The organism is Propionibacterium sp., from assembly GCF_047719395.1.
Lineage (GTDB): Bacteria > Actinomycetota > Actinomycetes > Propionibacteriales > Propionibacteriaceae > Propionibacterium.
In genome coordinates, this window is record NZ_JBDNTB010000003.1 from 49,540 (window position 1) to 72,534 (window position 22,995).

Genomic DNA, 22,995 nt, shown 5'->3' on the forward strand with positions numbered 1-22,995 from the left:
GCAGGGCCCCTCGATCTGCGCTGAATGAGCACTGAACAGAAACTGAACCAGCTGGTCAGCCTCTGGTCAGCCGACAATGCGTGGCCCCGCGGAGGCAGCCCGGTGGGATTCCAGATCCACACTCACCGGGCAGGCCGCGACGAGCCCGGGGTCGTGGCTGATGACCAGCACAGCGGCATCGCCGACCCCTGCCCACAGGTCGGCCATGATCGCCTCGGCGGTCTCGTTGTCGAGGTGCTCGGTGGGCTCGTCGAGGATGATCAACCGGTCGGCGCTGCGCCCGACCAGCACGCGGGCCAGCGCCAGCCGTCGGGCCTCACCACCGGACAGCGTGGCGCCCTGCTCGCCGACCACCCGCTGCAGGTCCATGGTGCACAGCCCGGCCTCATCCAGGGCGGCGCGGACCTGCGCGTCGGTGGCGTCCTTGTCGCCGATGCGCACATTCTCGGCGACCGAAGTGGCGAAGATGTGCGCATCCTGGGCGAGATAGCCGATCGCGGCGGGGGCATGCACCTGACCGGCATGGGGATCGATGAGCCCCATGATGGTGGCAGCCACCGTGGTCTTGCCCACACCGGAGGAGCCGGTGAGAGCCAGCCGCCCTCCGGGGGGCAGGTGCATGCTCACATCGCGCACGATGACCGGGCCGTCTGGCCAGCCGGCGTCCAGGTGCTCCACATCCAGCTCGCGAGATCCGCCCGTCGGGTCCACCACGCGATCGCCATGGCCGACAGGCGGCTCGGTGAGCAGCGCGATGACCCTGCCCAGCGCCGTGCGGGTGCGGGTGAAGGTCTGCGCCGACTGGCCGAGATCCCCAAAGCTTTCGTGCAGCGCCAGCGGGGTGAGCACGACCAGGGCCAGGGCCCTGCCCAGAAGAGCTCCGGAGGCCACCGCGGGGCCGCCCACCAGCAGCGCGCCGGTCACCGAGAAGCCGCAGGCGAGCATCTGTCCGGCACTGGCCACGCCACGGGTCCAAGCGCCTCGGGCCTCTGCGGCACCCAATGCGGCATCGGTACGGCGCAGCTCTTCCAGGGCCTCGTGCTGGGCACCGAAGGCAACGATGTCGGAAGCGCAGCGGACCACCTCGTGCACCTGCGCGGCGAGCTCACCACGCAGCGGAACCGAGACCTGGTCGGCGCGCAGGCTGAGCCGGGCACCCGCCCAGGGCATCACCAGCCCGGCCAGCAGGCTCATCACGAGCACGATCAGGGCGGCTGGCGGGCAGAAGTAGGCGAGCATGGCAGCGGTGCCGATGATCACCAGCACCGAGCTGGTGAAGGGCACGACCACCCGCACCACCACGTCCATCACGGAGTCCACATCGGCTGTGCAGCGCACCAGCAGATCTCCCTGCCGCCGGCCCAGCAGCGTGGTGCCGGTGAGCCGCGCGTAGACGGTCTCGCGCAGCGAACCCTCCATGCGCAGCGCCAGGTCGTGCCCGACCAGCCGCTCCAGATAACGCCATACGGCCCGGCCGATGCCGAAGAATCTCACCCCCACCGAGGCGGCGAGCAGGTACATCACGGGTGGATGCTCGGCGGCACGGCTGAGCAGCCAGCCGGACAGGCCCATCAGGCCCACCGACGAGCCTGCGGCGAAGAATGCCAGCAGGATGCTCATGCCCAGCCGCCGTCCGCCCCTGGGCACCGAGCCGATCAGGCGGCGAATCAGCACAGCTGCCTGGTGCACCTGTGACGTGTCCGGGCCGAGCTCGTTCTCGTCGAGCACGATCGGTTCCGGATCGGGGTCGGGGCGCCGCTTGTTCATCGACGAGGGATAGCTCTCCCCGCCGAAGAAGAATTGGCCTCTGCCAGGCTTCCCCGCCGTGTCGGGCTCGCGAGCGGGCGCAGCAGTAGCCGCAACGGGCCCGGTCGGAACCGTCTCCTGCGGCCCCGTTTCCTGGGACGGGGTCTCGCTGTTCGGCGCGGGTACGTCGATGACGACATCCGCGGCCTCGATCACTGCCTCGCGGTGCGAGACGACGAGCGCCGATGCCCCGGTGATCCGCACCGCCTCGACAGCCAGCGCCTCGGTGCTCTGGTCCAGGCCTGCTGTGGGCTCGTCCAGCACGAGCAGCCGCGCGCCTCCCAGGTCGATACGCAGCAGTGCCCTGGCCAGGGCCACCCTGCGTCGCTCGCCCGAGGAGAGCCCTTCGCCCTCGTCGCCCACCTGATGGTCCAGGGACAGCAGAGCACCGCCAGCCCGGTCGAGCGCATCACGCAACTGTTCGGGGGATGCCCCGGGGTGGCCGATCGCCACATTGTCACAGATCGTGCCGTTGACCATCGCCGGGTCCTGGTTGACCCAGGCGATGTGGCGGCGCCAGTCATCCAGATCGATGTCACCGAGCTCAGTACCGCCGATGAGAATCCGGCCCTGGGAAGCAGCCTGGAAGCCCATCAGCACAGCCAGCGCGGTGGACTTTCCAGCACCGGAGGAACCCCGCAGCACGACCACCCGACCAGGGTCGATGCGGCAGTTGAAGTGCTCCAGGGCCCACCCGGGCGCGCCGGGATAGCGCACGCCGAGGTCCTCGAAGACCACCGGCGCTGTGCCCGGATCGGGAGCGGGCTCATCGCCGCCGAGATGCTGGTTCTCGGATGCCTCGATGATGTCGAAGGCCTTCTCGGCAGCTGCCGTGCCCTCGGCGGAGTCGTGGAAGTGCACGCCCACCTGGCGGATCGGCAGGAAGACCTCGGGGGTGAGGATGAGCACGAACAGCGAGGTGCGCAGGTCGAAGGCGCCGTCGACCACACGGAAGCCCATGCTCACCGCGACCAGCGCCACCGAAAGCGTGGCCAGCAGCTCCAGCACGAAGGACGACATGAAGGCCAGCCGCAGGGTCTTCATCGTCTCGGTGCGATGGGCCCGCTCGGTGATCTTGAGGCCCTTCAGCTGGGCCTTGGCGCGCCCGAACACCTGGAGGGTCGCGAGACCGGCCACCAGATCGGCGAAGTGATTGGCCAGCCGCTCCTGCACGGCGAAGCGGCGCCGCACCTGGTCGCGGGTGACGAGCCCGATGAGGGTCATGAATATCGGGATGAGCGGAATCGTGACCGCGATGATGATCGCGCTCTCCAGGTCCTGGGTGAGAATGGTGACCCCGATGATCAGCGGCACTGAGGCGGCCATCATGAGCTGCGGCAGGTACTTGGAGTAGTAGCCGTCCAGTGCATCCAGACCCTGGGTAACCAGGGTGATGTAGGTGCCGCTCGGGTTCGAGCTGTCCGTGGGACGCGCCAGCCGCGCACTCATGATGTCGGTGCGCAGCTGCGACTTCACCGATGCGCTGGCCCGATGTGCGAGCCATTGGCTGAGCCAATTGAGCCCGGCTCGGATGGCGAAGATCACCAGCAGCCCCACTGCGGGAGGCACCAGCCCGGCAGCGCTGTGCGAGTCGAAGACCCCGGCCACGGCATCGGAGATGAGCCTGGCCTGGATCAGGACCAGGAAGGCGGTGACAACGCCGACGAGGGCGACTGCCACCAGGAAGCCCCTGGTGGCAGTCGCCCTGCGGATCAGTCGCGGATCGAGTGGCCCAGCCACTCACAACACCTTTTGCGAGCCGGTCACGCCTCGACCTCGACGACATTGCGCTCCACGGTGTCCTTGGGCATGTCCTTGACCGACAGCCTCTTGCCGAACACCCAATAGGTCCACGCCTGGTAGGCCAGCACGATCGGCAGCATGATGCACGTGAAGATCGTCATGAGCTTGAGCGTGTAGGGCGAACTCGAGGCGGTGACCATGTTGAGCGGGCGGCTCGGATCTGCCGAGACGAAACCGAGAGTTCCGTACATCTTCACGAAGATCATCGTCACCATCGCGATGATCCCGATGCCGGAGCCGAGGAATGCCCGTCCGCTGTGCCCTCGGAGCTGGGTCAGCACGCCGATGGCAACTGCGAGGATCGCCACAATGCCGATCACCCACATGAGGACGGTGGAGAGAGCACCGGCATAGGGGTTCTCCGAGGCCGGATAGACGATGTTGCCGAGCAGCACGAACAGCGCCACCACCACGACGGTGATCGGGCCGAGCTTGGCGAGCAGCGACCTCGCATCCTCGCACACCTCGCCCTTGGTCTTGATGCTCAGGAACATCGCACCGTGGGTGGCGAACAGCAGCACGAAGGTGACGCCTCCGAGCAGGCCGTAGAAATTGAACAGGCTCCAGAAGGTGCCGGTGAACACATTCGGATCTCCGAACGGAACGGTGGAATCAGGTGCGACGGGCAGACCACGCACGAAGTTGGCGAAACCGACCCCGAAGACCAGTGTCACGAGGAAGGAGCCCACTGTGCCGAGTGTGTCGAAGGTGTCGCGCCAGCGGTCATCGGGGAACTTCGCCCGGTATTCGAAGGAGACGCCACGCAGGATGAGCCCCATCAGCACGATGAACAGCGGCAGGTAGAGCGCGCTGAACAGACTCGAATACCAGCCCGGGAAGGCCGCGAACATGGCGCCGCCGGCGGTGATCAACCAGACCTCGTTGCCGTCCCAGGTGGAACCGATGGAATTGATCATCACCCGCCTGTGCAAGGGGTCCCGCCCCAGGATCGGATACAGCATCGCCACGCCGAAGTCGAAGCCCTCCAGGAAGAAGAAGCCCACCCACAACACAGCGATGAGGACGAACCAGACGACCTGGAGGGGCGAAGGGTCCAGGCTGATCTGCATGCCAGTCAGTGCAATACCGGTGATCATTTCTGTTCTCCTGCCTCAGTACGCGAACGACACGGGGGCATCGTCGGAGTCATCGCTCGGCTGCTCAACCTTGACGAGTTCGGGGAGCCCCTCCTTGATGGTGTGGTTGTAGATGACCAGCACGACGATGGCGACAAGCGCGTAGATCAAGGTGTAGAGGCACATGGTGGCCAGCACCTCACCGGCGCTGTTGCCGGGCGAGGCCGCCGTCCAGGTGGGCAGCACACCGTAGACGATCCACGGCTGGCGCCCCATCTCCGTGAGAATCCAGCCGAAGCTGATGCCGATCAGCGGCAGCGCTGGCAATATCGCCATCCCCCACCGCCACCAGCGGGTGTTCTTGGGAATGCGCCCGCCCCAGGTGAGCAGCAGCACCGCGATGCCGATCAGGAAGGCAAGCGTGCCGAAGCCCATCATGAACCGGAAACTGTAGAAGGACATCCAGACATTGGGAACCGGGTTGACGGGGAGTTGCTCGAGTTCCGAGGCGAAGGTCTCCTGCAACTGATTGACGGTGCCGTCATTGTTGCGGAAGCCCTCCTGGTGGTACTGGGCGCTGAGGTCCTGAATGCCCTGAATCGTCGCGTTCGGATCGTGCGCGGCCAGGATGCTCAGCACATAGGGCACTTCGATGCTCCACACCACCTTGGTGCCATCGGTGGTGAAGATGGCGACAGGTGTGAAAGGCGCGCTCTTGGTGGTTTGGAAGAGGCCTTCTGAGGCAGCGAGCTTCATCGGCTGGTACTGGGCCTCTGCCCGGCCCTGTGCGTCGCCTGCCACGAATGTCAGCAGGGAGGCGAAGACCAAGACCCATGCGCCGAAGCGCATGCCGGAGCGCCAGGTCTTGACGTCCTGCGAATCGCCCGCCTCGTAGGCATCGGAGTTCGCAGCGTGATGGCTCTTGACCATCCACCAACCGGAGATCCCGCAGACCAGCGCGCCGGAGGCCATGAAGGAGGCGCCGAGGACGTGCGGGACCGCGGTGACGAAGAAGGGATTGGTGAGCAGAGCCATGAAGTCCACCAGCTGGGCGCGCCCATTGACATAGGTGGCACCGACCGGATTCTGCATCCAGGAGTTGGCGGCCAGGATGAACAGCGCCGAGATCGTTGACCCGGCTGAGGCGATCCAGATGGTGGCCAGGTGGAGACCCTTGGGCAGGCGACCCCATCCGAAGATCCACACCCCAATGAACACGGACTCCATGAAGAACGCGATGAGCGCCTCCAGAGCCAAGGGGGCGCCGAAGATGTCTCCGACGAATCGGGAGTACTCCGACCAGTTCATGCCGAACTGGAACTCCTGCACGATTCCGGTGACCACACCGGCTGCGAAGGTGACCAGGAAGAGCTTGGAGAAGAACTTGGTCAGCCTGAGCCATTCATTGTTGCCCGTGCGAACCCAGACGCTCTGGAGCCCGGCAACCATGAACGACAGTCCGATCGTGATGGGCACGAAGAAGAAGTGGTAGACGGTGGTGATACCGAACTGCCATCGCGATAAAAGCTGAGCGTCCATGAACGCAAGATATCGTCTTCACAGACGACCTGCCATGCCGTTTCGTAACTCCTTAGCCAGGTCAAGGGGCTTGCGCGGCGTCCTGGCGGGCTACGGGGAAGACCGGATCAGGCCCGGATGCCATTCGAGGGCAGCTTTTCAGGGTCGATCCGGCGATTTCAGGGTCACCCTTGTCAGCATTGACGAACAATCAGCCAATTCCAGGACCTTCACCGCACCATTCCGCCTTTGGTGAACAGGTGTCCCACAGCTGTGCGGAAGGTCTTGCACGTCGTGCCACGGATACTGATATTGATGGTTCAACCACGTAGCACCAAGTGCACCGGCCGGTCGCAACAGGTCGCTTGCGGCCAGGCATAGCGCTCGGCACGGGCCACTTCCGCATCCCAGCGAGCCCACACCGCAGGGCCGGGCATGTCCGTGCGGCCATTCATGTCCCGGAAGTGCATGTAGTGGGCGAACAGCATGGCAGTTGCCCGCGCATCGCCGAGCGCCGAATGCGCATTGACCAGGCTCACGCCGGCGGCACGGCAGCAGTCGTCCAGCTTGCGGGTGGGAGTGACCAGGAAGTTGGGTGCCAGTCGCATGGTGCACAGCTGGGGCAGCTTGGCCGCGGGCAGGTGCACCCCGGCCCTGTTCAGCTCGGCGGTCAGGAAGGGCACGTCGAAGCTCGCGTTGTGCGCCACCAGGACGCGCCCGCGCAGCACCTCGATGAGCTGGGGTGCGAGCTCGGCCATGGTGGGCGCAGCCACCACATCGCGGGCGGTGATGTGGTGCACCCGCGTCGCGCCGACATTGCGCTGCGGATTCACCAGAGTGCCCCACTCGCCCTCGCTGTCACCGGCAGGGTCGAGGCTCACGATGCCGATCTCGACGATCCTGTCGCCGCGGGCCGGGGAGAAACCGGTCGTCTCCAGGTCGAGGACTGCATATCCGGGCATGCCGGCGATTGTTCCACGCCGCACCGACAGCCCGGGCGGACACTAGGGTGCCTGCATGCAGGTGCACACGGTGGACGAGGCGCTGACCACGGCGAAAACCCTGGCCGCTGGGCCAGGGCGCAGGCTCCTCGGCCTGGTGGGTGAGCCGGGTGCGGGCAAGTCGACGCTGGCGGCGCGAATCGCCGAACAACTGCCCGGCCGCGCGGTGGTCGTCCCGATGGACGGTTTCCACCTGGCCCAGGCCGAACTGGAGCGGCTGGGGCGAGCTTCCCGCAAGGGCGCACCGGACACCTTCGATGCCTGGGGTTTCCTGGCGCTGGTGCGCCGGCTGGCCGAGCCGGACGAATCGGTGGTCTACGCCCCGCAGTACCACCGGGAACTGCACAATCCGGTCGCCGGGGCCATCGCGGTGCCCCAGCACTGCCCGCTGGTCATTGTCGAGGGCAACTATCTGCTCAACTCCGGCCAGCCCTGGCAGCAACTCAGGGCCCTGTTCGATGAGGTCTGGTTCCTGGACCTGGGCCACTCGGCGCGGATCGATCGGCTCATCGCCCGTCACATCCGCACTGGCAAATCCGAACAGGCCGCCCGCGAGTGGTCGCTCGGCCCCGATGAACGCAATGCCGAAGTGATCCGCGCCGGAGCCGAGTTGGCGGACGCCGTCGTGCAGATGGGCTGAGGGGCTCGCCGGCAGCATCCCCTGGCGGCGCAACCGTTCTTGGCCCAGCTTGTTTCCGCATCCCGCAGAACGGGGCCTCTGCACGCGATCACAGTGCGCCCGGGGCCGGCGGGCTGCACGCCCTCTAGGGTTGGGACCATGAGCAACCCAACCAAGCCCACCGTGGATCTTCCCGACAGCGCACCCGAGGACCTCGTGATCGAGGACATCGTGGTGGGTGATGGCCAAGAAGCCGCCTCCGGAAACCTCGTCGAGATGCACTATGTCGGCGTCGCGCTGAGCGATGGCAAGGAGTTCGATTCCAGCTATGGCCGCGGGGAACCGCTGATGTTCCAACTCGGCGTCGGCCAGGTGATCAGCGGCTGGGACACCGGCGTGCAGGGCATGAAGGTGGGTGGCCGCCGCAAACTGGTCATCCCTCCCGAGCTCGGCTATGGCGCCAGCGGCGCCGGTGGCGTCATCAAACCCAACGAAACCCTCGTCTTCGTCTGCGATCTGGTCGCCCTTCACTGAATAATTGCGGCCTGCATCAAAGCCACGGGATCTGTTCTCGTGGGATCGTGTGGGCTGTCGGCCATGGCATCGCCGGGTGCCCTCCCCCCACCCGACGAGGGAAGACCAAGGGCCTTGAAGACTGCTTCTTGGCTGCGAACCGCGCTGACGGGTACTCGGCCTACTGCGACTGCGCAGAGCATGCCGCGAGTTCAGCGGGGGCGAACCATCGAGGAGCGAAGCTCGCGGCATGCCGATCGAGCAGCCCGCTGATGCGAGTCACCTCGGGGAACTCATGCTGCAAGGCAGCAATAGTCGATTTGTAATCGTTGAAGAGGCCATTGACGTCGGTATTGGCTGCAAAATCGATGTAGCAGAACTTGAGCGCCGCAACATCGACCTGATTGCCGATCCCGCCCCGGATCCTGGCCGCAAAATCGGTCAGATTCCCCTTCGGATCGCCGTTCTGCCCAATGAACGTGTGGAAGACCCCTGGTTCATCGGCAAGGCATCTTCGAAGTGTATTCGGCGGGGCAGTTTGTGCTTGGCCAGATGGACGCGCAGGAAGTCCTGCCCATCGGCCTCGCTGACAATCCCACCTGGCGAGGACACGACGAACAGTTCCACCGATTCACCCGCCACGAGATCTGCTACTCCGACAGCCGCCGTCGACACCTACTCAGTCATCTGCAATGCGCAGTCCTCAATTTCCTGGCTGGACACCCGATGGCCCCCGACTCAACCGGCTTACCGAACTCATCGAGGACTTCAAGCTCCACATCAGGAATTACCCGGCCTATGGAGCCGCTTTTTCTGGTCAGCAATTCGGGGGCAAGCATGACAGCCGCGCAGTGGCTTCGGTCTGCCCATACATGATGAATAGTTCCGCATGCAGCTGAGCCGAAGCGACCTCGTGGATCTGCTGTGCCGGAAGCTTGCCACCGGCCTGCTGCATCCTGCGCAGACTCGGCAATTCACAGGAGGAAAGTGCTCCTGCGCAGCACGACGCTCCCGTCAAGCCGCAGGTGGGTGTGCAGCAGGGACGCCCCGAAGCAGTAGTGCAGGGGCAGCACGACATAACGGGTCATCAACGTCAGGTACCAGAACACCCAGAACAAGGAGTTGGAGGCCACGATGCCGACCCGGGAGCCCGCCGGCAGATCGAGTGCACACGATGCTCGGCAGGCTGCACCATCGCGGCCCGGAAGCCAACGGTGTCCTGGTCGACCGCTCCGCCGTCCTCGGTCACAGCCATTTGGCCATCATCGACACTTCCGGAGGCGCTCAGCCGCTGGCCAACGAGAACGAAAGCCTCTGGGTGAGTTTCAACGGCGAAATTTTCAACTATCTCGAGCTCGCCGAGGAGTTGCGCAGGCTCGACCACCACTTCCGCACCCGGAGCGAGACCGAGGTCATCGTCCATGCCTGGGAGCAATGGGACCCGGACAGCCTGCGCAGACTCAACGGCCAGTGAGCCCTCGCGTGTGGGACACCCGCACCGAGCGGCTCATCCTGGCCCGGGATCGGGTGGGTATCTACCCGTTGTACTACCCCTTGCGGCACAGCCGCTTCATATTCGCTTCTGAGGTCAAGCGCTGTTCGCCGATCCGGAGCTGCCTCGCGCGCTGGATCCGATGGGGCTGGACCAGGTGCTTGGTCATTGGTCGGCGGTTGCACCGCAGGCCGTCTTCCTAGGCGTCCACCAGTTGCCTCCGGCTCACTACGCGGTGCTGGAGTGCGGAAGTCTTCACACCGCCTGCTACTGGGTGAACGATTTCCCCGCACGTGGAGCCGAACCCAGCCAAGACATCAGGCAGAACGCAGCGGAGCTGCGCGAAAGTGTGGTGCAGGCCAGCCGGCTGCGTTTTCAGCGCAGCGATGTGCCGGTGAGCACCTATCTGTCCGGTGGCATCGACTCCTCGGTGACGGCTGCTGTGCTCAATCAATACACCAGCGCGTCGCTGAGCATCTTTTCGCTGCGTTTCGCGGATACCGAGTTCGATGAGACGGCTCACCAGCCTGAGAGGACGGCCCTGGGACACTCATGGCCAATTCTGTGGAAGGCCGGTTCCCCTTCCTCGACCCCCGGTGTGATCTCCTTCGTCAATTCCCTGCCGGCCCGTCACAAGTTCTTCGGGTTGGACGAGAAGCATCTGCTCAAGCTGGCCTTCGCCGATCTCGTGCCGGAATCGATCCTCCATCGACCCTAACAACCCTACCGTGCACCGGATGCGGGGAGCTTCTTCACCTCGGGCAAGGAACCGGCGTGGGTCGGTGATCTCAGCTCACCGACTGCGCTGCGGCAGACCGGAATCTTCGAACCCCAGCTCGTGGCAGGGCTATTCGCCAAGTGCCGCTCCGCCAAGGCCGCCAGCTCGGCGATGGCGCCGCTGACGTCAAGCCCATCGCCCATCTGTACAAGTCGCAGGTCTATCAGCTCGCCGAATACCGGGGGTCCCCGCCGAGATCCGCGAGCGCCCCTCCACGACCGACACCTATTCGATGCCGCAGTCCCAGGAGGAGTTCTACTTCTCACTTCCCTATCAGCGGATGGACCTGTGCCTGTACGGCAAGAACAATGGTGTGCCGATCGATCAGATCGCCGGGGCGACCGGGCTGACCGCAGAACAGGTGCAGCGCGTCTTCCGTGACATCGATCAGAAACGGGCCACCACCAGGTACATGCATCTGCAGCCTGACCTGGCCGGGCCGGTGCCAGAGATCTCTCACACTCTCGCCACTTCCGCGCCGGATGCGCGCCGAGTGGTGTCCAGTGCGGTGTGAGTTCCGCCCCTCACACCATGTCGTCGAGAGCAGGAACGCTGATTCCGTCATTCATGTGCGAATGACGCCTGCCGTAGCCGAGGTAGACGACCATGCCGAGCGCGAACCACACCAGGAATCGCACCCAGGTCTCCCAGTTGAGCCCTGCCACCAGCACCACGCAGAAGGCGATGGCGATGATCGGGGTGAAGGGCACGCCCGGGGCGCGGAAGCCGCGCTCCATGTCGGGGTACTTGCGGCGCATCCACAGCACTCCTGCCGAGACCAGGATGAAGGCGGTCAGAGTACCGATGTTCACCAGTTCGGCCAGGATGTTCAGGTTGATGAATCCCCCTGCCAGCGCCGTGACGATGCCAAAGAACCAGGTGCCCTTGAAGGGAGTCTTGAAGCGCGGGCTGACGGAGCCGAAGAACCTGGGGAACAGGCCGTCGCGGGAAATCGAATAGCAGATCCTGGACTGCCCGTAGAGCAGCACGAGAATCACGGTGGTCATGCCAAGGATCGCACCGATACTCACGATGACGGCCAGCCAGTTCTGGCCAGTGGCGTGCAGCACGGCCAGAACAGGCTCATTGAGGTAATTGGCGAAGACGGTGTAGTGCACGACGCCGGTCATGATGAGCGTCATCGCGATGTAGAGCACGGTCGACACCGCCAGCGAGAGGAGGATGCCGCGCGGCAGTGTCTTCCTCGGATTGATCGTTTCCTCGGCACTGGACGAGACCGAGTCGAAACCGATGAATGAGAAGAAGACGATGGATGCCGCGGGGATGATTCCGGCTGCCGAGCCATTGTGGAAGGAGTACACGCCGAACGGCGAGAACGGATGCCAGTTGTGCGGTTTGATGAACCACACCGTGCACACGATGAACAGCAGCACGACGAACAGCTTGACGAGCACCAGGGTGTCATTCACCCGCTTGGTCGAATTGATACCGATCGACAACAGAGCGGTGATGACCAGCACGATCAAGAAGGCGGGCAGGTTGAAGACCGTGTGCACACCCGGAGTGGTGCCTGCAGCTGCGGTGAGCACCGTTGGTATGTGGATACCGCCGCTGTCCAGCAGGCTCACGAAATAGCCGGACCAGCCGGCTGAGACAGTGGCAGCGCCCAGGGCGTACTCGAGGATGAGGTCCCAACCGATGATGAAGGCGATGATCTCGCCGAAGGCGACATAGGCGTAGGTGTAGGCCGATCCGGCCACCGGCACCAGCGAGGCGAATTCCGCGTAGCACAGGCCCGCGAATCCACAGCAGATGGCAGCCAGCAGGAAAGACAGTGACAGGGCAGGGCCTGCCGTCAAGGCGCCCTTGCCGGTGAGCACGAAGATCCCGGTACCGATGATCGCGCCGATTCCCAGGAACATCAGGTCCCAGGTGTGCATGGTGCGTTTCAGCGGTGTCGCATTGGCCAGCAGCGACTCAACGCTCTTCTTTCTCATTACGTCCATCGGAACTCCTCAGCCAAGATGTCGCCTGCGCGAAACAGGTATTCCCGGACCGCCGCCCTGCCGATGGGTGGCCGCCCACATCATGGGCGATGACCGCTCGTCGGCCGAAACAACGCCGAGTTAGCCGAAGACTACGACCGGAGGAAGGATTGACGAGAGATTCTCAGCCTTTCGCGTCGCCAGAGACAGATTCCTTACATGATCGAAACATTCCGCAATGCCATGTGCGTGGTCGGAAGCTTTCATGCCTCCGGATTCAGTGAACCTCCACCCCGCGCAGCAATTCCACTGCCCTGTCCCCGGGCCAGTTGTAGGTGGCGGCCTCGAGCACCTTGGAGGGGGCCAGCTCCTCGCCCCAGCCGATGCCCGCGCACAGCACCGAGACGCCGATGCAGGCGTCCTGGATTCCGGGCACGAACCACTCAGGCTCCACCTGGTCATTGACGATCTCGCCGAATTCCCGGGCGTCCCCGACCAGCGCGGCACGGATGGCGAGCATGCCGTATGCGCGCGAGGCGATCTCCTCGTGATCCTCGGCATCCTGCACCATCCGCTGGGCCAGATAGCTCGCAGCCAGCGACGGCAGCTCGGCGGAGGAGACTCCAGCCCCCTGCTCGGCGAGCCAATCCGGGATGAGGACGGGCTGCTCGGTGCTGATCGCCTGCTGCACCCGACCCGTGATGTCGGTGAGCATGCCGCAGGCCAGGCTCAGTGAACCCACCAGCTGGCAGACGAAGGTGACGCCGTAGGACAGCCAGTCACTTTCGGGGGTGTCCTTGACCGACCGGCCGGCCTCCACCGCCTCGGCGTCTGCGAGCAGCACGCGCCGACTCAAGTTCCAGGCCTCCTGCCATCCGACGGTCACCGAGAAGGGCTGACGGTGCACAGCACCGTCGGCATCGGGCTCCGGTTCGGGGATGGGAGCGGCATCGGGGTCTCCCCACCATCTTCCTGTCACTGTCACCTGCGATTTCATCGGCAACCCGGCCATGGTGGCCCTCCTCGCCTCTCACCGCCTCACGGCGATGTGCTCGACCTCGTGCGCTCGACCTTGTGCAGAGCCGACCCTATACGGCCTCCGGAGTGGCCCGGAAGCTGCGCAGCCGCAGGCTGTTGGTCACCACGAAGACCGAGCTGAAGGCCATCGCAGCCCCGGCGATCATCGGGTTGAGCAAGCCGAATGCCGCGATCGGGATGGCGCACACGTTGTAGAAGAAAGCCCAGAACAGGTTGACCCTGATAGTGCCGAGGGTGGCACGCGACAGCCGGAGGGCATCCACGGCGAGCACCAGATCATGCCTCATGAGGGTGAGATCACTGGCAGCGATGGCCGCATCGGTGCCCGAGCCCACCGCGATGCCCAGATTGCTCTGGGCCAGTGCGGCGGCGTCATTCACGCCGTCGCCTACCATCGCGACCCGACGGCCACTTTCCTGGAGTTCGGTGACGACGGCCATCTTCTGGTCCGGCAGCACCTGGGCGTGCACCTCGTCGATGCCCACCAGCGAGGCGATGTGCTTGGCCGCACGCTCGTTGTCACCCGTGAGCATGACGGTGTGCAGACCCAGCTCACCGAACAGCTTGACGGCCCGGGCCGAAGTTTCGGACACCTCGTCGCTGACGGCGATCAGCCCCTGCACCGCGTCGTGGGCACCAACGAAGACCACCGAGGCGCCCTCGCCGGATGCCGTCATGGCGGCGTCATGGAGAGTGTGGGGGATCTCAAGACCCCGCTCGGTCATGAGCTCGGCTGTTCCGGCGAATGCGGTGACGCCGTCCACGACGCCCTCCACCCCTCGTCCGGGCAATATCTGGGAGTTCTCAACAGCCATGGACGAGCCTGGACCGGCTGCCGCCACGCCCAGGACATTCTTCGTGGCTGCCGCCACGATTGCTTCGGCGATCGGGTGTTCCGAGCCGGATTCCAGCGCGGCCGCCAGCGACAGCAACTCGTCGCGGTCGGCCCCGGGAGCCGTGTGAACCGACTGCACCACCATCTCACCCTTGGTGAGCGTCCCAGTCTTGTCGGTCACCACGGTGTCGATGTGACGAGCCTGCTCCAGCGCCTGCGGGCCGCGAATCACGATACCCAGCTGGGCGCCGCGCCCGGTGCCGGCGAGCAGGGCGGTGGGAGTGGCCAGGCCGAGCGCGCAGGGGCAGCTGATGATCAGCACCGCCACACCTGCGGTGATGGCGAAGCCGATACCGGCACCGCCGATCAACCAGGCCAGGAATGCCGTGAAGGCGATGACGAAGACCACCGGCACGAAGATCGACGCGATCTTGTCGGCCAGGCGCTGGGCGTTCGACTTACCGGTCTGGGCCTGTTCGACGAGTGTGGCGATCTGGGCGAGCTGGGTGTCGGAGCCCACTGCCGTGGCCTCGACCACCAGGCGCCCGACGGTGTTCAAGGTGGCGCCAACGGCGTGATCGCCGGGACCCACTTCGACCGGAACCGATTCACCCGTGATCACATGAGCGTCGACCGCGGAGTGCCCCTCGCGCACGACACCATCGGAGGCGATCTTCTCCCCGGGACGCACCACGAAGCGCTGACCGACGCTCAGCGCTTCGATCGGAGCCATGGTCTCGGCACCGTCCTTGCCGAGCAGGCGCACCTCGCGGGCGCCCAGCTTCAGCAGTTCGCGCAGCGCCGAACCGGCCTGACGTCGCGACTTCGCCTCGATCCAGCGCCCCAGCAGGATGAAGGTGATGGTGCCGCACGCTGCCTCGAAATAGATGGTGCTCAGCGCATCGGAGCGCATCAGGTGGAAGCTGAACGCGTGCCGCATGCCGATCTCTCCGGCGCTGCCGAAGATCAGGCAGACGGTGCTCCACACATAGGCGGCCAGCGTGCCGACACTGATCAGGGTGTCCATGGTGGACGAACCGTGCCGCAGGTTGAGCCAGGCGGCCCTGTGAAATCCGAACCCGCCCCACAGCACCACCGGCGTGGCGAGCGCCAGGCTCATCCACTGCCAGCCGGGGAACTGCCACGGCGTGACCATGGCCACCGCGACGACAGGCACCGAAAGGATCGCCGAGACGATCAGGCGCCGGCGGATCGCGTCCGCGTGAGCCTGGTCCTTCGTGTCGCCATCCACCTCGGGGGTGGGCAGCGAGGCATCGTAACCCGCGTTGCGGACCACCTCGATGAGCTGGTCGCTCGTGGTCCCGGCAGGCGCCAGGACGTGTGCCTTGTTGGTGGCATAGTTCACGGCCGCCCGGACGCCGTCCACCTTGTTGAGCTTCTTCTGGATGTGTGCAGCGCAGGAGGCGCAGGTCATGCCCGAAACATCGAGATCGATGCTCTTCAGGTCTGGAGCAGGCACATTCTGGGGGCTGTCAGGATCCATCACGCCGGACGCCGCTCCCCGGGCCTCATCAACTGTGTCGGTCATTCCTCGGCTCTCCTGTACTGATTGCTGCTGTTCTGTCGGTGCCCAGCTGGGACCACTGCGAGGGCCCAGCTGGGCACCGGTTCACTGCCTCAGGAATGCTCAGGCAGGCTGAACCTCGTAGTCGCCAGCCTCAGAAACCGCCTCTTTCACGGCGCCGAAGTCGATGGGAGATGCGCTGGTGACCTGGAGCGCGCCGTCGGCGAGGGTCACCTTGACATCGTCAACACCCTTGAGCGCAGAGACCTCTTCGGTGACATGTGCGACGCAGTGCTCGCAGGTCATTCCGGTTACTTTGTAGTTGGCGATCATGGTGTCCTCCTGGTGGTGGTTGACGCCGCTGCAGATGACGGCGCGTTGGTGGTGATGATGCCGCCGGCGGCGGCGAGTTGGTGGATTGGGCCGATCAAGACCGCACGAGCCTCGCAATGGCATCGCTGGCCTCGGCCAGTTTGATCTCGGCCTCGTCCCCGCCCTCACGGGCTGCCCGCACGACGCAGCTGCTCATGTGCTCGTCGAGCATCGCGAGCGCCACGGATTGGAGCGCCTTCGTGGTGGCCGAGATCTGGGTGAGAATGTCGATGCAGTACTTCTCGTCCACGACCATTCTCTGCAGGCCTCTCACCTGGCCCTCGATCCGGCGCAGTCTCTTGAGATAGGCGTCTTTGTTGTCCAGATAGCCGTACTCGTGGTGGCAATCGCCTGAACTTCCACCATCTGCACTTCCACAAGCGCAGCCGTTCACGGCCTCAGCGATGATGAGATTCGGGACTTCGGTCATGTGGACTGAGAGTAATACCCCCTAGGGGTACATTCAAATACCTCCCAGGGGTATCGAATGGCGAACCGACGCCCAGTTCCAGCCGGCTCACCCGCAGCCCTCCGGAGTCCTCGGAACAGTCCGCTTCAACGCCGATGAAGATATCCACAACACGTGTGCACGACCTTCCAGCCGGGTAGATCTGTCACACAGGGCGAGCAACTCTACTCCATGTCCAGACAATGCGAAGAATTCCCCCAGAGATGCTGAAATTACCTCGAAGAGATCATGTCTCCCCTTGTCACATGGATTTAATGACGAACCTCCGCTGTCCATGCACACCACTGTGCACAGCGCCGGGGTCAACACGCCAAGGTCGTCCACACCAGATCACCGCTGTCCACAGCCCCTGTGGAAAACTTCGCTTGCCGGTCGTCTTCCGGTGTTCTAGCGTGGGGCAACCGCAGGCCGGAAGGGGCCGAATCAGCCGATTCGGACACCGGACAGAAACCGGCCTGCAGCCTCTGCCGGAGAGCCACCCGGTCAAAAATGTCAGACCTCACCACTAGCGTCGCTCTCGACGTGAATGGGTGTGATGCGAGGAGTCGCCGCCAGTTGTTCGCCGCCAGATTCCGCTGCCGCCGGGGCGGCCGGCGAACTCCGCACATCTGGCAAGGGCACTTTCGGAGTGCGCCCTTGGCGGTTCCGGGCGGCGCCCGGAGCAGAGGAACGGGACGGATGAAGGAGCAGCACAGATGAGTACCCTTCAGCTGGACAGCCTCACGCCGGTTGGCGATCTCGACCGCACGCCGCCACAGGATGTCGAAGCCGAGCAGAGCGTGCTCGGCGCCATGCTCATGAGCAAGGACGCCATCGCAGATGTCGTCGAAGAACTGCGGGGCGGTGACTTCTACCGCCCCGCACACGAGGCGATCTACGACGCCGTCCTCGATCTCTACGGCCGCGGCGAGCCTGCCGATGCCGTCACGGTGGCGGTGGAACTCGACAAGCGCGGAGACCTGAACCGCATCGGCGGGCGGGTGTACCTGGTCGATCTGATGTCGTCCGTCTCCATCGCGGCGAACGCGTCCTACTACGCCCAAATCGTGCATGACAAGGCGGTTCTGCGCCGGCTCGTGGATGCCTCCATGAAGATCGCGCAGCTGGGCTACCAGGGTGCCGGCGATGTGCCCGACATCGTGGATGCGGCCCAGCAGGCCATCTACGAGGTCAACGAGTCCAAGACCAGCGAGGACTACAAGCCCCTCAAGCAGCTGCTCGAACCGACCATTGACGAGATGGAGGCCATCGAGTCGCACTCCGGCATCATGTCCGGGGTGCCAACCGGCTTCGCCGATCTCGATGAGCTGACCAATGGCCTGCATGCCGGCCAGATGGTGATCATCGCCGCCAGGCCCGCGGTCGGCAAGTCCACCCTGGCCCTCGACTTCGCCCGTGCCGCAGCGGTGCGCAATCACCTCACCACCGCCTATTTCAGTCTCGAGATGAGCCAGAGCGAGCTCGTCATGCGGCTGCTGAGCGCAGAGGCCGGTGTGGCACTGAACCACATTCGCAACGGCAAGATGAGCGAGGACGACTGGCAGCAGATCGTCCGGCGCACGGGCATGGTCGAAGAAGCGCCGCTGTTCATCGACGACTCGCCCAATCTCACCATGATGGAGATTCGCGCCAAGGCTCGCCGACTCAAGCAACGCAACGACCTGCGGCTTGTGATCATCGACTATCTGCAGCTGATGACCTCCGGGCGCAAGGTGGAGAGCCGCCAGATCGAGGTGAGCGAGTTCAGCCGGCAGATCAAGTTGCTGGCCAAGGAATTGCAGATTCCGGTGGTGGCGCTGTGCCAGCTGAACCGTGGCCCCGAGCAGCGCAATGACAAGAAACCGATGCTCAGCGATCTGCGCGAGTCAGGCTCGCTCGAGCAGGATGCTGATGTGGTGATCCTGCTGCACCGCGAAGACGTCTACGACCGCGACAGCCCCCGTGCAGGCGAGGCCGATTTCATCGTCGCCAAGCACCGCAACGGCCCCACCGCCACCATCACCACGGCATTCCAGGGCCACTACAGCCGCTTCGTCGACATGCAGCACTGAGGAGTCCAGCACTGGTGCACCCCGAGCGGCCGCGCGCACCGGGGCATTCCGTTGCGGCATCGATTCGGGACTGGGCAGGTGCCTGGTCACCGGTAGCGCCTCAGCGCCACTCCCGGCTCGGCCGACCACGTCCTGCACTCCGGATTCCCACCCCAGGTACGTGCCGGGGCAGCGCCTTGCGCGGGCCCCGCCGGGCACCGTGCGCGACGAGCGGGATGACGAGCAGCTCCACCCGGAATCGGTGTCCGGCGTAGGGCCTCAGCAGCTCTTCGGCTCCTGAATTGTCCAATCTGCGCCCGCACAGCGCCCATGAGATGAGCTTCGGCGCATGGAAGTCCCCGGTACTCCAGGCATCCGGGTCGCCATGGGCCCACTGCAATACCTTCGCTGCTGTCCACGGCCCGATGCCTGGGAGACTCTGCAGCAGTCGGGACCGCTCGCGACCATCCGCCGCCGAACCAAGCGCTCTCTCCAAGCTGGCAACACGGCCCATGGCACGTCTCAGGGCCGCCGCGCGACGGGCGTCCACCCCCGCACGGGTGAACTCGAAACTCGGCAACTGCGCCCATGTTCGTGCATCGGGTGGAACTACCAGGCCATGGGCCGGATGTCCTTCGAGCGCAGCCGGTCCGGGAGCGATCTCGCCCCAACGGCGCCACAGCGTGCGCAGCGCCCCGAAAGCCTCAGGGCCCGTCACCTTCTGCTCGATGACTGCCGGCACCAGCGCCTCCGCCAGGTTACCGGTGGCACCGATCCTCATGTTCGGGCGTTCGTGATTGGCCCTGCGCAGCAGTTCGCAGTCCTGCACCAGTTCAGCAAATCCAGCGGGATCGTCGTGCTCGCCGAGCAACTCCGGTGCCTGTTCCAGCGCCCACTGGGTCCCTGGCCCCCAGACCCGCACGCAGCTGCCAGTCCCTTCGTCGAAGCACTCCACGAGGGCCGGCCCCTGAGGCGTGCCGGTGGCGCGGAACCAGTGCTGGGGGCCCACTCGCCGGTGGGTGGGATCGGCAGGGCCCTTGCACAGGTGCCCCAGGATCGTGTCGCTTCGGCCTGCGGTGCCGGCAAGCATCCGGATGCCGTCCGGAGCCATCGTCGGAGGCTCGGCCGCGCCCTCCCCGTGGAATATTGCCTCTCCGCGGTGAGCATCGGCCGCAGCGAACCGGGCTGCGGAAGTCGTGGACATGGCGTCAACGGTAGAACCCAGCTGTGACATTTCCTGCGGACGACACTGCCGCACATCAGTGGGCCCACTCCTCAAGACTCCGCTGGAGGCGAGGCGAGGGAGCACGGTGGACACCCGTGGCCGGTTTCGACCGGGAGCGGCGTTTTCCACAGGATTTATCCACAGTGTGGATTACTTACACGGGTGTAACTACAGCCGTGTCCGTAACGTCGGCAGGCCGTACGGCCATACCGGCCTGCCGCAGCAGTACCGATGAATACCCAAGTCAACGAGCGGTTTCTCTGCTCCTCCGGTGTCAGCACGCCGTTGTGGGATGACACCATCCGGTCTGCTCCCGCCTGATGTGGAAACCAATGGGTCACCTTGTCGATTCTTTGATTTCAGAACCGTTTCAGCACCCGCCATCGGGTGCAGGACCAGATCCCTTCCTCCCGCTGGGCCCGAGCACTCCGTTTATTTCCGGCATGTAAATACTGCTGGACGGTTGTGGACATCATCACCTGGAGCAATGGGGACGATCTACCCTCGGCAACAGATCCGATGGGTGCACCCACATCCTGCCAGAGCATTCGTCACCGGCTGGCACACCGATGCCCAGGCCGGCCAGGCGCAGCGGGCACCCGGCTCTCCGGGGATCATCGCCGCCAGGAAAGGGACATCGACATGGTCACAGCCACTCGCGACAGCCTGAGAGGCGTCACCGAGCACAGCAACTACGCCGATGGCACCATGTCCGAGTGCACTCTCTCCGAGCCGAATGTCGTCCACACGGCATGCGGTGACTTCGTCCCGCACTATTCCGAGCCGGATGTGCGCACCAAGGATCTCAAGTCGATGTCTTTCTATCCCTCGGGCGCTGTGCGCACCATCAGCCTCGAGCAGCAGACCCTGGTGCCCACCGTGCTCGGCGCGCTGCCCGCAGAATTGGTCACCTTTTACGAGACCGGTGAACTGGACAGCGTCTTCCCGCTGAACGGCCAGATCAGTTTCAGCTGGTCCGAGGCCGAGGAGAGGAAGCTCGCCAAGCCTTTCGCCTTCTCGTTCTCGTTCGGCGAGTTCACCACCACAGTCATCAATGTTCGCTTCTACCCCACCGGTGAGGTGAAGAGCCTCACGATGTGGCCCGGGGAATCGATCAAGCTGAAAACGCCCGCCGGCTTCTACCCCTGTCGCGCCGGCCTGCGTCTGCACCCCAGCGGTGCGCTCGCTTCATTCGAACCAGCCATGCCGATTGCGATCCGCACGCCCATCGGCTTCGTCCAGGCCTATGACGTGGACGCCTTCACCATGGCCGGCGATCAGAACTCGGTGCGCTTCGACGAGGACGGGCATCTCACCCATGTGTCGACCTCCGGTGACATCCTCATCGAATCCGATGCCTCGACCACCCATCGCATCTCGTCGCGCACCAGGCTTGCCCTGTCGCGTGATGTGCCGGTGAAGCTGGCGGTGGAAATCTCCTTCGTGGGCGACCACGTGCTGATCGACAACGGTGAGACCCAGGAGAGCATCCCTCTGGCAGGCACCAAGTTCATGGCTCTGCCTGACATCGATACCGAAAGTCTCGGTTCGTGCGATCTGGGGTGTGAATCCTGTTCGCTCGGCTGCGCGTGACGGTTCACTGTTGGCGACTCGCACGCTGCTCCACCGGTGACTTCCCCTGGTCACATTGAGCGGGCGCATCATCCCCGGTGGCACACCGGAAGATGACACGTCACTCGCCCGTGTCAGGCTGGGCCCCACCCATCGGTGGATGTCCGTCCGGTGCAGTGTCATTGCCGTCTGTTCCTGGATCCTTCTTCTTCGCCCGGCGTCCCTTCACGAGGGTTGATCCCACGATGGGCATCACCGAGGCGATCAGAATGATCCCGGCCAGCAGATTGATGTGCTTGGCGACGAAGGGTATCGATCCGAAAAGGAAACCGAAGAACAGCGTGTGCCCCACCCACAGCAGGGCCCCCAGGCAGTTCCACAGACTGAAGCGGACGTAGTTCATGCCCGCGATTCCCGCACTCACCGGCATGTAGGTGCGCACCACGGAGACAAAGCGGCCGAGGGCCACCGCAGGGGCGCCGTATTTTGCGAAGAAGGCTTCCGCGCGTTCCAGATAGACGATCTTGAACAGCTTCGCCCCCGGTTTGAACAGTCCGCGCCCGAAGTGCCGGCCGAGGTGGTATCCCACCTGGTCACCGAGGATCGCGGCAGTGCTAGCCGCGCCGAACAGTGCCCAGAGGGAGACGCCGAGTTGATCGTGCATCGAGCTGGCGGTCAGCAGCAGAGTGCCGCCCGGCAGGAAGGGAAACAGGCAGCCAGACTCCACGAAGATCATCAGGAACAACCCCACCAGCACCCAGGGGCCCATGGCCTGCAGCATGGCCGCGGGATCCCCGAACCCGAAGAGGTCGAACATGTCTTCAACCCTACGTACCCGGCTTCCGCCGCGTCGCCGGGGAAAACGCTGGGGCAGGGCCGCAAGCCCTAGCCCACAGATCCATGTGCCCGCACAGGCGTCCCGCATTCGGACAACCCCGGTGCAGTGACATGTGTCGATAATCTTTGCTCGTCGCCTGCCGTGTGCGGCAGCCCAAACCAATGACAGGGAGAACTACATGTCCACAGATGAGGTCGAGCGTCTGCTCGTTGCCGGTGGTGCCGACAAGAAGCTGAGGATCCGCTATGACCAGGCGGACACCATGGAGGATTTCGTGGCGCTTGCCGACTCGGAAGGCTTCAAGTTCACCGACGAGGAGCTCAAGCAGGTGCTGCGTGAGGCCGGTGACTCCTTCGAGTCCCAGGGCAATCCGCGGGCACGCCAGATCTGGTGGAGCTGACCCGATAACCAATCAGTAGGCAAGAGGAAGTGCGCAATGGCCCGGGCCCCCGATTCCCGGTCCCCGCCTATGGTCCCGCCAAACAAAAAACCCAACGCGCCGCACCAGCAAAGTCCCCCAAAAAACAGCCTAGCACCAA

Annotated in this window: 24 protein-coding genes and 1 pseudogene; 10 read left to right on the top strand and 15 right to left on the bottom strand. The window is 64.6% G+C overall.

Features of this window, described 5'->3' with window-relative positions; all coding sequences use genetic code 11:
* Window positions 1–66: 66 nt before the first annotated feature.
* The 5 genes and pseudogenes from cydC to ABF648_RS01005 form a co-directional block, all read right to left on the bottom strand.
* Entirely contained in the window at window positions 67–1,689 is a 1,623-nt protein-coding gene (gene cydC, locus ABF648_RS00985) for a thiol reductant ABC exporter subunit CydC (RefSeq protein ID WP_415630444.1), read from the bottom strand.
* A 240-nt stretch (window positions 1,690–1,929) separates the two neighbouring features.
* A pseudogene (gene cydD / locus ABF648_RS00990) lies at window positions 1,930–3,486 on the bottom strand (thiol reductant ABC exporter subunit CydD); the annotation flags it as partial.
* Between the two features lie 83 nt (window positions 3,487–3,569).
* Window positions 3,570–4,706 carry a cytochrome d ubiquinol oxidase subunit II gene (gene cydB, locus ABF648_RS00995; RefSeq protein ID WP_415630419.1) on the bottom strand — a complete coding sequence of 379 codons (1,137 nt, stop codon included), beginning with the start codon at window positions 4,704–4,706 and terminating at the stop codon, window positions 3,570–3,572.
* Between the two features lie 15 nt (window positions 4,707–4,721).
* Complete coding sequence (locus ABF648_RS01000) at window positions 4,722–6,224, bottom strand: cytochrome ubiquinol oxidase subunit I (RefSeq protein WP_415630420.1); 1,503 nt, start codon at window positions 6,222–6,224, stop codon at window positions 4,722–4,724.
* A 299-nt stretch (window positions 6,225–6,523) separates the two neighbouring features.
* Complete coding sequence (locus tag ABF648_RS01005) at window positions 6,524–7,165, bottom strand: PolC-type DNA polymerase III (protein ID WP_415630421.1); 642 nt, start codon at window positions 7,163–7,165, stop codon at window positions 6,524–6,526.
* 55 nt (window positions 7,166–7,220) lie between these two features.
* Between ABF648_RS01005 and ABF648_RS01010 the strand changes: the two genes are divergently transcribed.
* Window positions 7,221–7,844 carry a nucleoside/nucleotide kinase family protein gene (locus ABF648_RS01010; RefSeq protein ID WP_415630422.1) on the top strand — a complete coding sequence of 208 codons (624 nt, stop codon included), beginning with the start codon at window positions 7,221–7,223 and terminating at the stop codon, window positions 7,842–7,844.
* 138 nt (window positions 7,845–7,982) lie between these two features.
* Entirely contained in the window at window positions 7,983–8,357 is a 375-nt protein-coding gene (locus ABF648_RS01015) for an FKBP-type peptidyl-prolyl cis-trans isomerase (RefSeq protein ID WP_415630423.1), read from the top strand.
* 420 nt (window positions 8,358–8,777) lie between these two features.
* Here the strand turns inward: ABF648_RS01015 and ABF648_RS01020 are convergent, their stop codons facing one another.
* Both ABF648_RS01020 and ABF648_RS01025 read right to left on the bottom strand, forming a co-directional pair.
* Entirely contained in the window at window positions 8,778–9,011 is a 234-nt protein-coding gene (locus ABF648_RS01020) for an AMP-binding enzyme (protein WP_415630424.1), read from the bottom strand.
* A 299-nt stretch (window positions 9,012–9,310) separates the two neighbouring features.
* Window positions 9,311–9,469, bottom strand: a complete 159-nt coding sequence (locus ABF648_RS01025; protein ID WP_415630425.1) for a hypothetical protein — start codon at window positions 9,467–9,469, stop codon at window positions 9,311–9,313.
* 41 nt (window positions 9,470–9,510) lie between these two features.
* Between ABF648_RS01025 and ABF648_RS01030 the strand changes: the two genes are divergently transcribed.
* Genes ABF648_RS01030 through ABF648_RS01040 form a run of 3 tightly spaced genes read left to right on the top strand, consistent with a single transcriptional unit; the run spans window position 9,511 to window position 10,546 of the window.
* Window positions 9,511–9,810, top strand: coding sequence for a hypothetical protein (locus tag ABF648_RS01030; RefSeq protein ID WP_415630426.1), 300 nt, complete (start codon window positions 9,511–9,513; stop codon window positions 9,808–9,810).
* Entirely contained in the window at window positions 9,771–10,031 is a 261-nt protein-coding gene (locus ABF648_RS01035; protein ID WP_415630427.1) for a hypothetical protein, read from the top strand. The genes ABF648_RS01030 and ABF648_RS01035 overlap by 40 nt, the downstream gene beginning before the upstream one ends.
* The gene (locus ABF648_RS01040) at window positions 9,971–10,546 is read left to right on the top strand and encodes an asparagine synthase-related protein (RefSeq protein ID WP_415630428.1); all 576 of its coding nucleotides are present in this window, start codon (window positions 9,971–9,973) and stop codon (window positions 10,544–10,546) included. The genes ABF648_RS01035 and ABF648_RS01040 overlap by 61 nt, the downstream gene beginning before the upstream one ends.
* Window positions 10,547–10,551: 5 nt before the next feature.
* Here the strand turns inward: ABF648_RS01040 and ABF648_RS01045 are convergent, their stop codons facing one another.
* Entirely contained in the window at window positions 10,552–10,749 is a 198-nt protein-coding gene (locus ABF648_RS01045) for a hypothetical protein (protein WP_415630445.1), read from the bottom strand.
* On the opposite strand from ABF648_RS01045, the gene ABF648_RS01050 reads away from it, so the two are divergent.
* Complete coding sequence (locus ABF648_RS01050) at window positions 10,687–10,956, top strand: hypothetical protein (RefSeq protein ID WP_415630429.1); 270 nt, start codon at window positions 10,687–10,689, stop codon at window positions 10,954–10,956. The two genes, ABF648_RS01045 and ABF648_RS01050, sit on opposite strands and share 63 nt — an antisense overlap.
* A complete protein-coding gene (locus ABF648_RS01055) occupies window positions 10,839–11,120 on the top strand; it encodes a hypothetical protein (protein WP_415630446.1) in 282 nt (93 codons plus the stop codon). The genes ABF648_RS01050 and ABF648_RS01055 overlap by 118 nt, the downstream gene beginning before the upstream one ends.
* Window positions 11,121–11,130: 10 nt before the next feature.
* Here the strand turns inward: ABF648_RS01055 and ABF648_RS01060 are convergent, their stop codons facing one another.
* The 5 genes from ABF648_RS01060 to ABF648_RS01080 form a co-directional block, all read right to left on the bottom strand.
* Window positions 11,131–12,573, bottom strand: coding sequence for an amino acid permease (locus tag ABF648_RS01060; RefSeq protein WP_415630430.1), 1,443 nt, complete (start codon window positions 12,571–12,573; stop codon window positions 11,131–11,133).
* A gap of 256 nt (window positions 12,574–12,829) precedes the next feature.
* Window positions 12,830–13,564 (bottom strand): hypothetical protein, encoded by a 735-nt coding sequence (locus tag ABF648_RS01065; RefSeq protein WP_415630431.1) that lies wholly within the window; start codon window positions 13,562–13,564, stop codon window positions 12,830–12,832.
* A gap of 76 nt (window positions 13,565–13,640) precedes the next feature.
* On the bottom strand, window positions 13,641–15,974 hold the full coding sequence (locus ABF648_RS01070) for a heavy metal translocating P-type ATPase (protein ID WP_415630432.1): 2,334 nt from the start codon (window positions 15,972–15,974) through the stop codon (window positions 13,641–13,643).
* Between the two features lie 99 nt (window positions 15,975–16,073).
* Window positions 16,074–16,283 (bottom strand): heavy-metal-associated domain-containing protein, encoded by a 210-nt coding sequence (locus ABF648_RS01075; protein WP_415630433.1) that lies wholly within the window; start codon window positions 16,281–16,283, stop codon window positions 16,074–16,076.
* A 94-nt stretch (window positions 16,284–16,377) separates the two neighbouring features.
* Window positions 16,378–16,752 (bottom strand): metal-sensitive transcriptional regulator, encoded by a 375-nt coding sequence (locus tag ABF648_RS01080; protein WP_415630434.1) that lies wholly within the window; start codon window positions 16,750–16,752, stop codon window positions 16,378–16,380.
* A 734-nt stretch (window positions 16,753–17,486) separates the two neighbouring features.
* Here ABF648_RS01080 and dnaB point away from each other — a divergent pair.
* Window positions 17,487–18,842 carry a replicative DNA helicase gene (gene dnaB / locus ABF648_RS01085; protein WP_415630435.1) on the top strand — a complete coding sequence of 452 codons (1,356 nt, stop codon included), beginning with the start codon at window positions 17,487–17,489 and terminating at the stop codon, window positions 18,840–18,842.
* 100 nt (window positions 18,843–18,942) lie between these two features.
* Here the strand turns inward: dnaB and ABF648_RS01090 are convergent, their stop codons facing one another.
* Window positions 18,943–20,025 (bottom strand): DNA-3-methyladenine glycosylase family protein, encoded by a 1,083-nt coding sequence (locus tag ABF648_RS01090; protein ID WP_415630436.1) that lies wholly within the window; start codon window positions 20,023–20,025, stop codon window positions 18,943–18,945.
* Between the two features lie 663 nt (window positions 20,026–20,688).
* Here ABF648_RS01090 and ABF648_RS01095 point away from each other — a divergent pair.
* On the top strand, window positions 20,689–21,639 hold the full coding sequence (locus tag ABF648_RS01095) for a hypothetical protein (protein WP_415630437.1): 951 nt from the start codon (window positions 20,689–20,691) through the stop codon (window positions 21,637–21,639).
* A gap of 100 nt (window positions 21,640–21,739) precedes the next feature.
* Here the strand turns inward: ABF648_RS01095 and ABF648_RS01100 are convergent, their stop codons facing one another.
* Entirely contained in the window at window positions 21,740–22,435 is a 696-nt protein-coding gene (locus tag ABF648_RS01100; protein ID WP_415630438.1) for a DedA family protein, read from the bottom strand.
* 199 nt (window positions 22,436–22,634) lie between these two features.
* Here ABF648_RS01100 and ABF648_RS01105 point away from each other — a divergent pair, with 199 nt between their 5' ends.
* The gene (locus tag ABF648_RS01105; RefSeq protein WP_415630439.1) at window positions 22,635–22,856 is read left to right on the top strand and encodes a Nif11-like leader peptide family natural product precursor; all 222 of its coding nucleotides are present in this window, start codon (window positions 22,635–22,637) and stop codon (window positions 22,854–22,856) included.
* The last annotated feature ends 139 nt before the right edge of the window (window positions 22,857–22,995 follow it).

Excerpts from the sequence above, each read along its gene's own strand:
- cydB (WP_415630419.1), bottom strand. The coding sequence starts at position 4,706 with ATGATCACCGGTATTGCACTGACTGGCATGCAGATCAGCCTGGACCCT.
- ABF648_RS01000 (WP_415630420.1), bottom strand. The coding sequence starts at position 6,224 with ATGGACGCTCAGCTTTTATCGCGATGGCAGTTCGGTATCACCACCGTC.
- ABF648_RS01005 (WP_415630421.1), bottom strand. The coding sequence starts at position 7,165 with ATGCCCGGATATGCAGTCCTCGACCTGGAGACGACCGGTTTCTCCCCG.
- ABF648_RS01010 (WP_415630422.1), top strand. The coding sequence starts at position 7,221 with ATGCAGGTGCACACGGTGGACGAGGCGCTGACCACGGCGAAAACCCTG.
- ABF648_RS01015 (WP_415630423.1), top strand. The coding sequence starts at position 7,983 with ATGAGCAACCCAACCAAGCCCACCGTGGATCTTCCCGACAGCGCACCC.
- ABF648_RS01030 (WP_415630426.1), top strand. The coding sequence starts at position 9,511 with ATGCTCGGCAGGCTGCACCATCGCGGCCCGGAAGCCAACGGTGTCCTG.
- ABF648_RS01035 (WP_415630427.1), top strand. The coding sequence starts at position 9,771 with ATGGGACCCGGACAGCCTGCGCAGACTCAACGGCCAGTGAGCCCTCGC.
- ABF648_RS01040 (WP_415630428.1), top strand. The coding sequence starts at position 9,971 with ATGGGGCTGGACCAGGTGCTTGGTCATTGGTCGGCGGTTGCACCGCAG.
- ABF648_RS01045 (WP_415630445.1), bottom strand. The coding sequence starts at position 10,749 with ATGGGCGATGGGCTTGACGTCAGCGGCGCCATCGCCGAGCTGGCGGCC.
- ABF648_RS01055 (WP_415630446.1), top strand. The coding sequence starts at position 10,839 with ATGCCGCAGTCCCAGGAGGAGTTCTACTTCTCACTTCCCTATCAGCGG.
- ABF648_RS01060 (WP_415630430.1), bottom strand. The coding sequence starts at position 12,573 with ATGGACGTAATGAGAAAGAAGAGCGTTGAGTCGCTGCTGGCCAATGCG.
- ABF648_RS01065 (WP_415630431.1), bottom strand. The coding sequence starts at position 13,564 with ATGGCCGGGTTGCCGATGAAATCGCAGGTGACAGTGACAGGAAGATGG.
- ABF648_RS01070 (WP_415630432.1), bottom strand. The coding sequence starts at position 15,974 with ATGACCGACACAGTTGATGAGGCCCGGGGAGCGGCGTCCGGCGTGATG.
- ABF648_RS01075 (WP_415630433.1), bottom strand. The coding sequence starts at position 16,283 with ATGATCGCCAACTACAAAGTAACCGGAATGACCTGCGAGCACTGCGTC.
- ABF648_RS01080 (WP_415630434.1), bottom strand. The coding sequence starts at position 16,752 with ATGACCGAAGTCCCGAATCTCATCATCGCTGAGGCCGTGAACGGCTGC.
- dnaB (WP_415630435.1), top strand. The coding sequence starts at position 17,487 with ATGAGTACCCTTCAGCTGGACAGCCTCACGCCGGTTGGCGATCTCGAC.
- ABF648_RS01090 (WP_415630436.1), bottom strand. The coding sequence starts at position 20,025 with ATGTCCACGACTTCCGCAGCCCGGTTCGCTGCGGCCGATGCTCACCGC.
- ABF648_RS01095 (WP_415630437.1), top strand. The coding sequence starts at position 20,689 with ATGGTCACAGCCACTCGCGACAGCCTGAGAGGCGTCACCGAGCACAGC.
- ABF648_RS01100 (WP_415630438.1), bottom strand. The coding sequence starts at position 22,435 with ATGTTCGACCTCTTCGGGTTCGGGGATCCCGCGGCCATGCTGCAGGCC.
- ABF648_RS01105 (WP_415630439.1), top strand. The coding sequence starts at position 22,635 with ATGTCCACAGATGAGGTCGAGCGTCTGCTCGTTGCCGGTGGTGCCGAC.